This is a genomic window from Mycobacterium sp. ITM-2016-00318 (genome assembly GCF_002968285.2).
In the GTDB taxonomy this organism is placed as follows: domain Bacteria; phylum Actinomycetota; class Actinomycetes; order Mycobacteriales; family Mycobacteriaceae; genus Mycobacterium.
The window spans coordinates 5,345,094-5,358,388 of the sequence record NZ_CP134400.1 but is presented as its reverse complement, the minus strand read 5'-3'; the positions used below and the strand labels follow the sequence as shown (position 1 = coordinate 5,358,388).

Genomic DNA, 13,295 nt, shown 5'->3' with positions numbered 1-13,295 from the left:
GTCAGGCGGTTCCGTCGGCGCCGCCGTCGTGACCCTGCGGGTTGGAGCCGCCGTCGGCCGGGCCTTCACCGGCGCTGCCGTCGGCGCCGCCGTCGTGGCCTTCGGGATTCGAGCCGCCGTCCGCGGGGCCCTCGCCCGCGCTGCCGTCGGCGCCGCCGTCGTGGCCTTCGGGATTCGAGCCGCCGTCAGCGGTACCCTCCCCGCCACCGCCGGAGGTGGTCATGTCGTCATCGTCGAGCGCCATGCGCGATCCTTTCTCTCGTCGTGGCCGCAACGCGAGCTGGTGCGGCCACGTGCGCAGGAGAATTGCCGCAGAACAGCAAAACGAAACGACGGGTCGGACTTCGTCGCTGCGACAGCGCCGACGGAGCGTGCGCACGCTAGTCTCCCGGTGTGGTCGATGTTGCGCTGCGCGTAGCCGCAGGCGCCTTTGCGGTTGCGGTCCTGACGGCTGCCGCGTCGGCCTGTTCGACCGAATCCGCCCCCGAACGAACCGCCGCGACCACTGTGAGTACGGTCGCCGCGCCCGAGTCGACGACGCTGCCGTCCTGCGAGACGGCGCTACCCGCTGCCTGGCAGACGGCGATCGAGGAGAGCGTCGTCGACACCGGTGGCGTCTCGAACGTCCCGATGGCTGTCGGTCGACAGGGAGAGGTCGCCGTGTCGCGGGACAACGGAGACACCCGCGATCTCCTGCTCGTCGGCGCCGACAAGGCCGTCACCGAGATCTACGCCGTGCCGGAGCCCGATCGGCACCGGATCGGGACCGTCGCGATGGACGACCGGTGGGTGATCGTCGGCGTGGCACACGAGCCACGGGCCGCTAACGGGGTGCTTCCCACGTTGATGCGTATCGATGTGGTCGACCGCCAGGGCGGGCCGCTCCGCAACGTCGTGGAGAGTTCGTCGGGCGACCTGTCGTCGGGCGGCAAAACCATCGACTCGTTCGCCCTTTTCGGCGGCAAGGTCTACTGGATCACCCGCGACACCTACCCCGGCGACACCGGCACGATCAGGTCCTACGACCTCAACACCGGCGCCGTGACCGACGTCGCCTCCGGCGATATGCGCAACGTGCGGGCGAGCGCCGCGGGTTTGTCCTGGGAGGTGGCGTGGGGCCAGGCCACCGGCGCCAGGACCGAGCTGAAGATTCCCGACGCGTTGCCGCCGCCGGTCGCCGGTGCGCTGGGCACCGGTCGCGACCAGTTCACGCTCGTCACCGACGGCAACGTCTACGCGTGGGCCACCGGAACCAGCGGAGCGCAGCCCGCTCTCGCGTACTGGTCACCGAAGTCCGGCCTGGTGCGCATCACCGGAAGAGTTCCGCACGGCGGCGCGCAGGAGCCGTTGCCGCTGCAGGTTGTCGGGCCCTACATCGTCGTCGAGAAAGGGCGCGACGACAGCAGTTACGACACCAGCGCAGCCGTCGTCGACACCCGGTCAGGTGCCTTGACCTACCTGCGACCGTCCGTCGGCGGCGCGAACGGCGGGTCCGTCGCGGTCGGCCTCGGCGCAACGGACACGGAGCCGCCGCCGAGCACAGGCGTCCTGCGTGTCGACGCCCTGCCCCCGTTGACCTGTTGACGCATGTTCATCGTCATCCTCGGCACAGTCCTCGGGCTGATGCACCTGTACGTGTGGAAGCGGCTCATCAAGGACACCACGACGGGTCGCGCCCGCCGGATGCTTTCCGCCGTACTCGTCGCCCTGCTCGTGCTTCTGGTCGGGACCCTGCTACTGCCGAGAGTGCTCGGGTGGCGTGAATCGTCCTGGTTCGCGTGGCCGGGATACGTCTGGTTCGGCGTGATCGTGTACCTGTTTCTCACCCTGCTGGCACTCGAGCCGGTCCGACTTGCGATGCGACGTTGGGTGAAACGCGATCCGCAGGACACACCCGAGGCCGAACCAACGGCGCTCAGCCGCCGCGTCTTCCTCGCAAGGGCGAGCGCCGTCGCCGCGGGCGCCGCATCGGTCGGCCTCGTCGGCGCGGGCATGGCGAGTGCGCTCGGCCCACCTGAACTCCTTCGGATCCCGGTACGGCTGCGTCGCCTCGATCCAGCTTTCGACGGCTTCCGGATCGCGGTGGTGTCCGACATCCATCTCGGGCCGCTGGCAGGCCGCGCCCACACCGAACGGATCGTCTCGCTGATCAACGAGACCGAGCCCGACCTGGTCGCGATCGTCGGCGATCTGGTGGACGGAACCGTGGCGGAGCTCGGGTCGGCGGCGCAACCGTTGCGGGATCTGGTGTCCTCCGAGGGCGCCTTCTTCGTCACCGGCAACCACGAGTACTTCGTCGACGACACCGCGTCCTGGTTGCGCGAGCTGGAACGGCTCGGTATCCAGCCGCTGCGCAACGAGAACACGGCGATCCGACGCGGGGCGGCGGCGTTCGACCTCGTCGGCGTCAACGACGTCGCGGGGAAGGAGAAATCGGACCCGCCCGATTTCGACCGCGCACTGTCGGGCGTGGACCGGTCGCGGCCGACGATTCTGCTTGCCCATCAACCGGTTGAGGTGGCGCAAGCCGCCGCGCGCAACGTGGACCTGCAGCTGTCCGGACACACCCACGGCGGTCAGATGTGGCCGTTTCACTACATCGTCGATGCGGTGCAGCCCTCGCTCGCCGGACTGTCGACCGTTGACGGAACGCAGCTCTACGTCACTCGCGGCGCCGGCTTCTGGGGCCCGCCCGTTCGGGTCGGTGCACCGCCCGACATCACCGTGGTGGCGCTCGAGCCGAGCCGTAATAACTCGTAATATCCGGCCCGGTTTCGCCTCGGCGGCCCTCGGGTAACAAGCTCACCAGCGCTGCAGACGGCCGGCGCCTATTTTCCACACTCCAGCCTGGAAGGCGCGGCTGATGCTTGACTTCATTTGTCCGATCTGCGGCCATTTCGACCTCGAGAACGAGGCATGCGCGTCGTGCGACAGCGTCGCGGCGCAGGACCTCGTCGCCTGATCGTCGGAACCGCGGTCCAAGGTCAACCGTTGACCGCTGCGTGACTGCCTCGATCGACCTCGCCGGACGGCTTCTGGACATCAAGCGGATCTACCACGAGCCGGGTATCGACCGGTTCGACCGCGCTCGCCAGGTGCTCGACCGGTTTCCCGATGCCGAGCTGATCGAAGTTCCGTCCCATCAGGCGATTCCGGGCCTCTACGGCAATGAGGGCAACGTCGAGGACTGGGTGCGGACCAAGCGAGAGGTCCTCGTCCTCGGCGAGAAGAAGAGCCTCTCGGCGCGGCGCAACGAACGGTCCAGCGACTGGATAGCGCCGTCCACCGCCAACGGCTGCGCGATGGCGTGCTCGTACTGCTACGTCCCGCGCCGAAAGGGCTATGCCAACCCGATCACCGTCTTCGCCAACATCGACAAGATCCTCGGATACCTCGAACGCCACGCCGCCCGACAGGGCATCAAGCCCGACCCGAACCAGTGCGACCCCGTCGATTGGATCTACGACATCGGCGAGAACAGCGACGGCTCGGTCGACGCGATGGTGTCCGACAACGTCGCCGACCTCATCGGCCTCTTCGCCCGGGTGCCGAACGCGAAGGCCACCTTCGCGACCAAGCTGGTGAACCGCCACCTGCTCGACCTCGATCCGCGCGGCGGCACCCGCGTGCGGTTCTCTCTGATGCCGGAGAAGACGTCGCGCGTCGTCGACATCCGGACGTCCAAGATCGCAGACCGGATCGCCGCCATCGACGACTTCGTCGACGCAGGCTACGAGGTGCACCTCAACTTCAGCCCGGTCATCGTCGGTGAGGACTGGCTCGCCGATTGGGCGGAGCTGCTCGAGCAGATCGCCGACGGCACGAGTGACCGCGCCAAGGCCCAGCTCGCCGCCGAGGTCATCTTCCTGACCCACAACGAAGGGCTGCATGACGTTAATCTCGGCTGGCATCCCAAGGGCGAGGAACTGCTGTGGCGGCCAGACCTGCAGCAGCTCAAACGAAGTCAGAGCGGACAGTGGAACGTGCGATACAAGTCGCCGTGGAAAGGCCGGTGGGTGCAGCAGCTCACCGACCTCGTCGCCGAGAAGCTGCCGACCTGCCGCATCCGCTACGCCTTCTGACGGCGCGCGCGGGCGCGGCGCTTGCCTTCGTGCATCGCGGCCACCCGGGCGACGGGAATGGTGCGCCCCTGCTCGATCAGATCTGCCGGTAGCCGCTGAGGTTCGGGCATCGAATCCGCCCACGGGTCGTGTCCGCCGAGCGCCTCGATCGCGGTGTGCACCGTGAAGTCGCCGGGGTTCGCGCGGTCGAGGTCCGACCAGTCGAGCGGAAACGACACCGGGGTGCCCCGGCGCAGGCGCGGGCTGTAGGCGGCCGCGACGGTGGCGCCCCCTGCGCGGGTGGAGTCGACGAAAACCTTGCCGCCGCGGTCCGCGACGATGAACGCCGTTGTGGCCACGGAAGGATCGAGTGCCTCGGCCCGCGCCGCCAGCGCGCGCGTGGCTGCTGCGACGTCGTCGACGGGCGCGGCGTCGTCGATCGGCACGAACACGTGAATCCCCTTGGCGCCGCTCGTCTTCACCGCGCCCGACAACCCGCTGTCCATCAGCGCCTGCCGGACCAGATGCGCGACCGCGACCACGGCGGCGAAGTCGTCGTCGCTGGGCGGATCGAGATCGAGCACCATGTGAGTCGGCCGGTAGATGTTGTCGGCCAGGCCCAACGTCGGGTGGTACTCGACCGCACGCTGGTTGGCGAACCACAACAGCGTCCTCCGGTCATCGCACAACGCGTAGTGCACTTCCCGCTTCGACGCCTCGGCCCACATCGGGACGGTCTTCACCCAGTCCGGCGTGTACTTCGGCACGTTCTTCTGCATGAACGGCTTCTGGCCGCGCAGCACCCGAAGCACGGTCAGCGGCCGGTCGGCCAGAGTCGGCAGCATCCTGTCCGCGACCGCGTCAAGGTAGTCGACGAGGTCGCGTTTGGTGGCGCCGGCGTCCGGGCTCAGCGGTTGGTCGAGGTTGGTGAGCGTGACCCCCGCGCGCTCCTCGCTTTCAGCGCCCATGTCGCCACCCTAGGCGCTGACGGCATGGTGAGCCGCAGCCTGATCGCGCGTCAGCACTGACGTAGTCTTGCGTCCCATCGCTTCTCGATCGCTGCTGCCGGGATGGACGATCCCGATCGTCTTCATCGTCGGGGCCGTCTCCCAGTATGTCGGCGCCGCCATCGGCGTCTTCCTGTTCGAGACCACCCAACCGTCGACCGTCGCATGGTTGCGAATTGCGGCTGCGGCCGTCGCGCTCGTGGCGTGGCGCAGGCCGTGGCGCCACCGATGGAGTCGGCGGCAAGCCGGTGTCGCATTGATGTTCGGCCTCGTGACGACCGCCATGAACGTCGCCTTCTACGAAGCGATGGCACGGATCCCGATGGGCACCGCCGTCGCCATCGAGTTTCTCGGTCCGGTCGCCGTTGCAGCGCTGGGATCGCGGCGCGGCAGGGACGTCCTCTCCGTTGCACTGGCGTCGGTCGGCGTGGTGCTGCTGGCAGGAGTGGAGTTCGACGGCAACCTCGCGGGCGTGCTGTTCGCCTTGGCGGCCGCGGCGATGTGGACCGGCTACATCCTGCTCGGTAAACGGGTGGCCGATGCCGGCTCCGGACTGGACTCGCTCGCGGTCGGAATGGCGCTGGCCGCCATCGTCACCGCCCCCGTCATCCTCGTTCCGCAGGCCGCCGTCGACGCTTCGGTGTTCGGCGACCCGCGGACATGGCTGCTCGGCGTCTGTATCGGCCTGCTGTCCACCGCGATTCCCTACGTGCTCGATCAGCTCGTCCTGGTGCAGATCGGCAGTGCCAAGTTCGCCCTTCTGCTGGCGCTGCTGCCGGTCACTGCGTCGCTGATCGGGGTCGTGGTGCTGCGCCAGGTGCCGACGCCGCCCGAGATCGCGGGCATCGCGCTCGTCGTCGTCGCGCTGCTCCTCGGCGCTCGGGAGTCGCCGCAAACGCAAACGCAGACACCGCCGTAGCCTGGCGGTGTGGGCCTGCTCATTGTCCGGATCATCGAGCTGCTGATCGTGGCCGTGCCGGTGATCGGTCTGGTCTACGGCGGCTACAAGGCGGTGTCCAAGGTCCGGGAGCGCACCGACGACACCCCGCAGCTCGACGCTTCCGCGGACGCGAGAAGCACGGGGCGCGCGGAGCAGGAACGCACCAACAAGGCCGCGCAGTGGCAGGCGATCATGCGGATGGTGCGCGAGCACGACCGGACCGACACCCGCTGGCTCGACTACGAGATCGACGTCAGCAAGCTGCTCGACTATCCGCTCATGACCGATATGCGTGAACCGCTCACGCAGCGGTTCCACCGTGCCAAGCTGCGTGCCGACATGTTGCGTCCCGCCGACGCGGGCGACCTCCTCGGTGACAGCGAGGCCGCGCGCCAGTACCTCGACGCCGTCGAGGAGTACGTGACGGCGTTCGACGTCGCGGAAGCCGAGGCGATCCGCAAGCGGCGCAGCGGTTTCTCACGCGAGGAGCAGCAGCGACTGTCGCGCGCGCACGGCGCGATGCGGATCGCGACCGATTCCGCGGCCACACCGCATGAGCGGGAGCGCGCCTTCGACGTCGCACGCCGCGAACTCGACGGGCTGGTGGTGCTGCCGGAGCGGACCCGCGCCGCGATCGAACGCGGCATCACGGGCGAACTCGACGGCTAGTTGCCGCACGCCTTGCGGGTGCCTCAGCCGGCGTGCTCTTCGGCGAACTGTTCTTCGTGACCGTTGACGTGATGCTCGTCGTGGTCGTGGTGTTCCGACTCGTCATTGCCGGGCTCGGGATCGTGGTAGAGGTGATGCTCGGTGCCCGGCACGCCGCCGAGCGCGACGATCGTGTCCCTGATCTTTGCTGCCTGGTCATCGTTCGGCGTGCCGCCCGCCTCCAACTCGTCGGGCAGGCGGGTGGGCAGCCCGGCGCCGTTGGCGACTTCTTCGGCCGACAGCTTGGCGTGCACACGGGTGACGTACAGCTGCTGCCCGAGGCTCGACCCCGGTGCCGCCGCGGCGTGCTCTATCAGGAGGTCGTAACGCCGCCGAACATTGCTGAGCTCCACGATCACCGCGGATGACGGCCTGCTTGTGCTTGCTGCGTCGGCCAGGGCGGTGCGCAGCTTGCGCATCCCCTCCAGCACGACATCGGCCCGCTTGTGAAATTTCTTGTCCTCGGCGAACGGCAACGCGTCGATGGCGGCGCTGTACATGTGCATCGCCGCCTCGGAAAGGCTGACGATGATCGACGAATCGTCTTGTGGCACGGACTGTCCCATGGGCCCTCGAATCTGAAGAGAGGTCAATTCCGATAGCGGTGAGCAGCCGACGACGCGTGCTTGCCGGTCGCCCCGCTCGACTTGAGCACGGACTGACACTAGCGGGCGACGGCGCCGCGCGTTACCGCCAGTTGCCCGCCCAACTGTGACCTGCGGAAAACCGCCGACCTCAAACCTCGGGGAAACCGAGCCGGACCGACGGTGTGAAGATGGTGCGCGGTACGGCTCTGGTCTGTGCCCCGCACGGCGGGGAGGCTCGGGGCGGAACGGGAGATCGGAATGACCGGAGTAGTCGAGTCCTCCACGGCCGACGACCAGTCAGAACGCGCTGAGGCGCGGCACGGTGTAGAGCCCACGCCCGAGCCTGTGTCCCTGCGCGGCGAGGCCAGCGGGCTGTTCGCTGCGATCGACGGTTGGCGCGGAGTCGGCTGGCTCTCCTGTGGCGCCGCGGGCGGCCTGGCGATCGCGTGGTTCATCCTGCTCGCTCCCGGCGAGACCGGTTCGAAGTCGGATTGGTTCTTCGGCGCCGTCGTGCTGGGGGCCGTCCTGATACTCATGTGGCAAACCGTGAATATTCAGCGTCAGGCGAATCAGCGGGCCGCAGAAGCCGCCGACCGGCTGCGCCACGAGATGGCCGCCGCCGAAGCGCGCTCGGCCGCCGAGGTCGTCGCGGCCGAAGATCGGTTGGCGCGCGAGCTCGCGCAGAACCGGAAACTCCATGAGGCCGAGCTGGAAAGCCGGCAGAAGACGCACCGCGCGGAGTTGGACGCCCAACGCAGGCAGGCTTCGCTCGAGCGCACCCATCTGCGGAGTCAGCTGCAGAAGCAGGCGGTGATCGAGGTGTCGCGGGCGGTGAGCCTGCATACCCAGATGCTGGCGACGCTGTGGAACCGGGGTGCGGGCATCCTGAGTAGCACCGACCGCGTCGAGCGGGAGCAGGCGATGCTGCCGATCTTCGAGCAGATCGGTCAGGTCGTGAACGATTTCTCGGTCGAGCTCGCCAACGCTCACAAGATCGTCGACGACAACCGCCTCAATCAGGCGCTCGAGGGTGTCAACGAGGCGGTCCTGATGGGAATCCAGGTAGCGCAGGACGTCTGCACCGACATCGTCGAAGGCCGCGCGAGCGAGCCGAATCCGATTCCTTCGGTGCAGCGCCTCATGTACGAGAAGGCGGCCGAGGCCCGCAGGCTCGCATGGGACCTGCTGCGGACCGGCTTGAACGACGCCTAGGAACCGATTCGCGTCCTGGCCGAGGCCAACGAGTCGTGGACGCGGTCGCGATCGACGCCCAGACGCTGGACGACGTCGCGAGCATCAAGGTGCCTCATCGGGTTCCGGCCGGATTCCACGGCAACTGGGTGCCGACGCCCGCGTCGTAGCGCGGTCCCAGCCGCTGCTGTGACTCTCTAGAGTCGTCGTCATGCCCACCATCACCACGAACGACGGCGTCGAGATCTTCTTCAAGGACTGGGGCTCGGGTCAGCCGATCGTCTTCAGCCACGGCTGGCCGCTGTCGGCCGACGACTGGGACAACCAGATGCTGTTCTTCCTGTCGAAGGGCTACCGCGTGATCGCGCACGACCGGCGCGGCCATGGACGGTCCTCGCAAGTCGCCGACAACCACGACATGGACCATTACGCCGACGATCTCGCGGCCGTCGTCGAGCACCTCGACCTGCACGACGCGATCCACATCGGGCATTCGACAGGCGGCGGCGAGGTCGCGCACTATCTGGCCCGCCACGGCGAGAGTCGTGCGGTGAAGGCGGCGCTCATCAGCGCGGTGCCGCCGTTGATGGTGAAGACCGACGCCAACCCCGAGGGACTGCCGAAGGCCGTATTCGACGATCTGCAGGCCCAACTCGCCGCGAACCGTTCGGTGTTCTACCGCGATCTGCCATCGGGCCCGTTCTACGGTTTCAACCGCCCCGGCGTCGAGTCGTCGGAGGCGATCGTCGAGAACTGGTGGCGGCAGGGAATGATGGGCGGAGCCAAGGCGCACTACGACGGCATCGTCACGTTCTCGCAGACCGATTTCACCGAGGACCTGAAGAAGATCACGATCCCCGTCCTGGTCATGCACAGCGAGGACGACCAGATAGTCCCGTATGTGGCGGCAGGACCGAAGTCGGCCGAGTTACTGGCCAACGGAATCCTCAAGACCTACAAGGACCTTCCGCACGGCATGCCGACAATCCACGCCGACGTCATCAACGCCGACCTGCTGAAGTTCTTGCAGTCCTAGGGTTTGTCGCTCTCGCCGTCTTCGTCGCCCTCGCTGTTTTCGGTGGCGTGTTCGTCGGGGATGAGGTAGCGCTCGGGGTGGTGGTAGTTGTTGACGCGTCGCTGCCCGGTGTCGAGGTTCGGCGGTGGCAGCCATTCGGTGCGGCCGTCGGCGCGGGTGCGGGTTGTCCAGCCGCCGGGTTTGACGCGGCGGTTGTCTGTGCCGCAGGCCAGTGTGAGGTCGTCGATGTTGGTCAGTCCGCCCTGGGACCAGTCGCCGTTGCGGTGGTGTGCCTCGCTGTGATACGCCGGTGCGGTGCAGCCGGGGAATGTGCAGCCGCGGTCGCGGGCGTAGAGCACGAGGCGTTGGGCCTTGGAGGCGAGTCGTTTCGCCCGGCCCAGATACAGCGCCTCTGCGGTGTGGTCGTCGAACACGCACAGGTACTGGTGGGCCGCGGCGGCTTGCTTGATGACCTCGCGCATCGGCAGCAGGGTGCCGCCGCCGGTGACGGCATGACCTGCACCGGATTGCAGCTCTTTGAGAGTCGTGGAGACGACCATCGTCATCGGCAGTCCCTTGTGGCTGCCGAGTTGCCCGGAGGCCAACAAGGCTCGGCAGAGGGCTTTGAGGGCGTCGTGATTGCGCTGCCCGGCGGTGCGTAGGTCTTTTCTGATCGCTTCAAGGCTGGGCTCGCCGTCCACACCGGGGGCTTCGTCATCGGGGTTGCACATCCCCGGTGCCGCCCACTTGGCGAACACCGCGTCGAGCAGTGCGGACAGTTCGGCATCCGCGCAACCGCGAAACTCGCTCATGCCGTCGGCCCGCTGCCTGCCCTTGGTGAAGTAGCTGCGCTTGGCCCGGTCGGCGTCTGATAGTTCGCCGTCTTGGTCGAGGATCATCGCCAGCCGGTCAGCGGCCTTGCGTAATTGGTCGGGCCCCAGCCCGCACGCCAACTCGGCGAGTTGGGTTTCGGCGGCTTCGCGGGTGTCGTGATCGACGAAACCAGGCAAGTCTTTGAAGAACTTCCGGATGATCTTCACGTGTTCGAACCCGATGTCGCCGCGCAGCTGCGCAGCCGCGGTGTTGGACAGCATCGGATCCAGCGGCTCGCCGGTCAGCGCCACGCGCGGCCCCAGATCCTTGGCTTCCTTGATCCGGCGGTTTGCTTCCTCGCGCGAGATCCGTAACAGCGTGGACAACGCCGCGGCCATCGACGGTTCACCCAACTCCTCAACCGGCAGCTCCCCCAGCGAGACCACGATGCGGTGATCCATTACCGCGCACCGACGTTTGAAGACCTCCCACTTTTGGGCCGCGGCAGCGCGCTCAGCAGCCGTTCCGTCCACAGGTTCGGCGAGCGCCGCCTCAAACATCGCGCTCATCTCATCGATGCGCTTATCAAGGCCAACCGAACTCATACTTCGAACACTAGTTCGAAGCACCGACAAGAACCGTTAGGCAGAGTCCGGCGGATAGATCGGCGGGTTCACGCCGTTGGGCGCGGGATTGGGCACCGGCACACACAACCCGGTGGCGACGTCGAGCGCCTTGCCGGGCAGACAGAACGCTGCGCATGCGTCGGCGCCCGCGGTCTCGCCGGGTAGGCATGCCGAACTGATCGCAGGCGTGAACACGATGACCCCGGCCATCGGAACCGCGGCCAGCACCGCTGCCGACAGTGCCGCCGCCGTCAGCCTTCGCAGTGAGTGCGTCATGGTGGCTCTTAGGTTAGCCCTCCGATATGGCAGCCTCAACGGTGTGATCAGCCGCCACCGCGTCGTCATCGCCGGACTTGGCGACAGCGGCGTCCTCACCGCCATCCGGCTGGCCAAAGACTTCGACGTCGTTGGCATATCGGCCAAGCCCGCATTGGTCAGCGGTCAGGAACTCGGCTGGCGGCTGTCGCGGCCCGAGGAATGGGCCAGAGCCAACTGGATTCCGTTCGACCGGTTCAGGGCGCTCGACCGGGTGCGCACCGTGCACGGCACGCTCATCGGTGTGGACCTGGATGCCCGCATCGTCACCGTCCGTGGTGACGACGGTGCCAGTATTCACGAGCACTTCGATGCCCTCGTCATCTCGACCGGTGTCACGAATGGCTTCTGGCGCACACCGAACTTGCAGTCGCACAAGGAGATCGGCGAAGACCTGCGCCACGCGCACACCCGGCTGACCGACGCCGGATCCGTCATCGTCGTCGGTGGTGGCGCCGCCGCGATCAGCAGCGCGGCCCAGATCGCCACCACGTGGCCCGACAAACGGGTCGACCTGTACTTTCCCGGCCAGCGCGCGCTGCCCTCGCACCACCCCGGAATCTGGGAGAAGGTGCGGCGGCGGCTCGGCGACGCCGGCGTGGGACTACATCCCGGCCACCGCGCTGTGATACCCGCAGGCTTCGACTGCGACGAGATCACCGGCGAGCCCGTCGAATGGAGCACCGGGCAGCCGCCGTCCTCGGCCGATGCGGTGGTGTGGGCGATCGGCCGGGTTCGGCCCAACACGGACTGGCTGCCCGCCGAACTCCTCGACGAGCGGGGCTTCGTCACGGTGACTCCGCAGCTGCAGGTGCCCGGCCACCCGAACGTGTTCGCGGTCGGCGACGTCGCGGCGACCGACCCGCTGCGCAGCTCGGCCCGGAACCGGGGCGACGGAATTCTCGCCTACAACGTGAAGGCCGCATACGCGGGTAAGCCGCTGCGCGCCTACCGGGCGCCGAAGCGGCGCTGGGGCTCGGTGCTCGGTGTCCAGCCGAACGGCCTCGAGGTCTTCACCCCCAAAGGGCAGGCGTTCCGTTTCCCCGCCTGGTCGTTCGACCGGGTGCTGATGCCGGTGATCGTGCGCTGGGGCATCTACCGCGGCGTCCGCGACAACCGACCGATTAACCTGACCCCGTGACAGCGGAGTGGACCACGGACCGGCTGGGCGATCTTGCAGGTAAGCGCGTCGTCGTGACCGGTGCGACCAATGGGGTCGGTCTCGGCACCGCCCGAGCGCTCGTCAGGGCCGGCGCACACGTCGTCATGGCGGTGCGCAACACCGAGCTCGGTGCCCAGCGCGCGAAGGAGATCGGCGGTTCCACGTCCATCGCACAGGTCGACCTGGCCGACCTGTCGTCGGTGCGGGCGTTCGCCGACGCGTTCGACGACGACGTCGACATCCTGATCAACAACGCGGGCATGCTCACTGCGGACCGCCAGGAGACCGTCGATGGGTTCGAAACGACCATCGGCACAAACCTTCTCGGCCCATTCGCGCTGACGAACCTCATCTTCCCGAAGGTTCGTTCGCAGATCATCAACGTCGGTTCGCAGGCGCACCGCGGAGCCACCTTGCGGCTCGACGACATGCACCTGCGCACCAGCAAGTGGACATCGATGGGCGCATATGCGCGGTCGAAGCTCGCCGTGATGTTGTGGGGTCTGGAGCTCGATCGCCGTCTGCGGGCGGCGGATTCGCCCGTCGTCAGCCAGCTGACCCATCCGGGATGGGTGTCGTCGAACCTCTCGAGCATCTCCGACAGCCCGCTCATCACCGTCGCCGACAAGGTCGTCAAGCGGTTGGCCAACGTCTTCGGCAACGACATCGACGCGGGCGCGGCGACGAGCCTTTACTGCATCAGCGAGCCGATACCGCCCGGTGCCTACGTCGGCATCGAAGGCAGGTGGGGCCTCAAGGGAGGACCCGTGCTGATCGGGCGGTCAGCGGTGGCCTGCGATTATGATGCCGCCGCCAAACTCTTCGAGTTCGCCGAAAAAGAAACCGGCACAACGCTTCCCGTCTAGCCGA

Annotated in this window: 14 protein-coding genes and 1 pseudogene; 10 read left to right on the top strand and 5 right to left on the bottom strand. The window is 67.6% G+C overall.

Features of this window, described 5'->3' with window-relative positions; all coding sequences use genetic code 11:
• Nucleotide 1: 1 nt before the first annotated feature.
• Complete coding sequence (locus tag C6A82_RS26405) at nt 2-244, bottom strand: BatC protein (protein ID WP_105346943.1); 243 nt, start codon at nt 242-244, stop codon at nt 2-4.
• 149 nt (nt 245-393) lie between these two features.
• Here C6A82_RS26405 and C6A82_RS26400 point away from each other — a divergent pair, with 149 nt between their 5' ends.
• The 3 genes from C6A82_RS26400 (at nt 394) to C6A82_RS26390 (ending at nt 4,082) form a co-directional block, all read left to right on the top strand.
• Entirely contained in the window at nt 394-1,584 is a 1,191-nt protein-coding gene (locus C6A82_RS26400) for a hypothetical protein (protein ID WP_105346944.1), read from the top strand.
• A gap of 3 nt (nt 1,585-1,587) precedes the next feature.
• Complete coding sequence (locus tag C6A82_RS26395) at nt 1,588-2,760, top strand: metallophosphoesterase (protein WP_105346945.1); 1,173 nt, start codon at nt 1,588-1,590, stop codon at nt 2,758-2,760.
• Between the two features lie 242 nt (nt 2,761-3,002).
• Nucleotides 3,003-4,082, top strand: coding sequence for a spore photoproduct lyase family protein (locus tag C6A82_RS26390; protein WP_105346946.1), 1,080 nt, complete (start codon nt 3,003-3,005; stop codon nt 4,080-4,082).
• On the opposite strand, the gene C6A82_RS26385 is transcribed toward C6A82_RS26390, so the two are convergent.
• Complete coding sequence (locus C6A82_RS26385) at nt 4,070-5,029, bottom strand: DNA polymerase domain-containing protein (protein WP_105346947.1); 960 nt, start codon at nt 5,027-5,029, stop codon at nt 4,070-4,072. The genes C6A82_RS26390 and C6A82_RS26385 overlap by 13 nt on opposite strands.
• Nucleotides 5,030-5,096: 67 nt before the next feature.
• Between C6A82_RS26385 and C6A82_RS26380 the strand changes: the two genes are divergently transcribed.
• Together C6A82_RS26380 and C6A82_RS26375 are read left to right on the top strand one after the other, a co-directional pair.
• Entirely contained in the window at nt 5,097-5,987 is an 891-nt protein-coding gene (locus tag C6A82_RS26380; RefSeq protein ID WP_233217038.1) for a DMT family transporter, read from the top strand.
• A 9-nt stretch (nt 5,988-5,996) separates the two neighbouring features.
• Entirely contained in the window at nt 5,997-6,677 is a 681-nt protein-coding gene (locus tag C6A82_RS26375) for a hypothetical protein (RefSeq protein WP_311101557.1), read from the top strand.
• A 23-nt stretch (nt 6,678-6,700) separates the two neighbouring features.
• Here C6A82_RS26375 and C6A82_RS26370 read toward each other — a convergent pair whose 3' ends face one another.
• Nucleotides 6,701-7,282, bottom strand: a complete 582-nt coding sequence (locus tag C6A82_RS26370) for a forkhead-associated protein (RefSeq protein ID WP_105341578.1) — start codon at nt 7,280-7,282, stop codon at nt 6,701-6,703.
• A 279-nt stretch (nt 7,283-7,561) separates the two neighbouring features.
• On the opposite strand from C6A82_RS26370, the gene C6A82_RS26365 reads away from it, so the two are divergent.
• The 3 genes and pseudogenes from C6A82_RS26365 to C6A82_RS26355 all read left to right on the top strand — a co-directional run bounded on the left by C6A82_RS26365 (nt 7,562) and on the right by C6A82_RS26355 (nt 9,530).
• A complete protein-coding gene (locus C6A82_RS26365) occupies nt 7,562-8,515 on the top strand; it encodes a hypothetical protein (protein WP_233216710.1) in 954 nt (317 codons plus the stop codon).
• A 50-nt stretch (nt 8,516-8,565) separates the two neighbouring features.
• Nucleotides 8,566-8,664: pseudogene (locus C6A82_RS26360) on the top strand (carotenoid oxygenase family protein); the annotation flags it as partial.
• A 41-nt stretch (nt 8,665-8,705) separates the two neighbouring features.
• Nucleotides 8,706-9,530: an alpha/beta fold hydrolase gene (locus C6A82_RS26355; RefSeq protein WP_105341579.1), complete on the top strand. Its 825-nt coding sequence runs from the start codon at nt 8,706-8,708 to the stop codon at nt 9,528-9,530.
• On the opposite strand, the gene C6A82_RS26350 is transcribed toward C6A82_RS26355, so the two are convergent.
• Both C6A82_RS26350 and C6A82_RS26345 read right to left on the bottom strand, forming a co-directional pair.
• Nucleotides 9,527-10,927, bottom strand: coding sequence for an HNH endonuclease signature motif containing protein (locus C6A82_RS26350; protein WP_311101556.1), 1,401 nt, complete (start codon nt 10,925-10,927; stop codon nt 9,527-9,529). The genes C6A82_RS26355 and C6A82_RS26350 overlap by 4 nt on opposite strands.
• Nucleotides 10,928-10,963: 36 nt before the next feature.
• Nucleotides 10,964-11,224 carry a hypothetical protein gene (locus C6A82_RS26345; protein WP_105341306.1) on the bottom strand — a complete coding sequence of 87 codons (261 nt, stop codon included), beginning with the start codon at nt 11,222-11,224 and terminating at the stop codon, nt 10,964-10,966.
• Nucleotides 11,225-11,270: 46 nt separating this feature from the next.
• On the opposite strand from C6A82_RS26345, the gene C6A82_RS26340 reads away from it, so the two are divergent.
• Both C6A82_RS26340 and C6A82_RS26335 read left to right on the top strand, forming a co-directional pair.
• Nucleotides 11,271-12,404: an FAD-dependent oxidoreductase gene (locus C6A82_RS26340; protein WP_311101936.1), complete on the top strand. Its 1,134-nt coding sequence runs from the start codon at nt 11,271-11,273 to the stop codon at nt 12,402-12,404.
• Nucleotides 12,401-13,291: an SDR family NAD(P)-dependent oxidoreductase gene (locus C6A82_RS26335; protein WP_105342164.1), complete on the top strand. Its 891-nt coding sequence runs from the start codon at nt 12,401-12,403 to the stop codon at nt 13,289-13,291. The genes C6A82_RS26340 and C6A82_RS26335 overlap by 4 nt, the downstream gene beginning before the upstream one ends.
• Nucleotides 13,292-13,295: the final 4 nt, after the last annotated feature.

Coding starts and splice junctions, on each gene's coding strand:
- C6A82_RS26345 (WP_105341306.1), bottom strand. CDS start 11,224: ATGACGCACTCACTGCGAAGGCTGACGGCGGCGGCACTGTCGGCAGCG.
- C6A82_RS26365 (WP_233216710.1), top strand. CDS start 7,562: ATGACCGGAGTAGTCGAGTCCTCCACGGCCGACGACCAGTCAGAACGC.
- C6A82_RS26355 (WP_105341579.1), top strand. CDS start 8,706: ATGCCCACCATCACCACGAACGACGGCGTCGAGATCTTCTTCAAGGAC.
- C6A82_RS26385 (WP_105346947.1), bottom strand. CDS start 5,029: ATGGGCGCTGAAAGCGAGGAGCGCGCGGGGGTCACGCTCACCAACCTC.
- C6A82_RS26395 (WP_105346945.1), top strand. CDS start 1,588: ATGTTCATCGTCATCCTCGGCACAGTCCTCGGGCTGATGCACCTGTAC.
- C6A82_RS26370 (WP_105341578.1), bottom strand. CDS start 7,282: ATGGGACAGTCCGTGCCACAAGACGATTCGTCGATCATCGTCAGCCTT.
- C6A82_RS26350 (WP_311101556.1), bottom strand. CDS start 10,927: ATGAGTTCGGTTGGCCTTGATAAGCGCATCGATGAGATGAGCGCGATG.
- C6A82_RS26405 (WP_105346943.1), bottom strand. CDS start 244: ATGGCGCTCGACGATGACGACATGACCACCTCCGGCGGTGGCGGGGAG.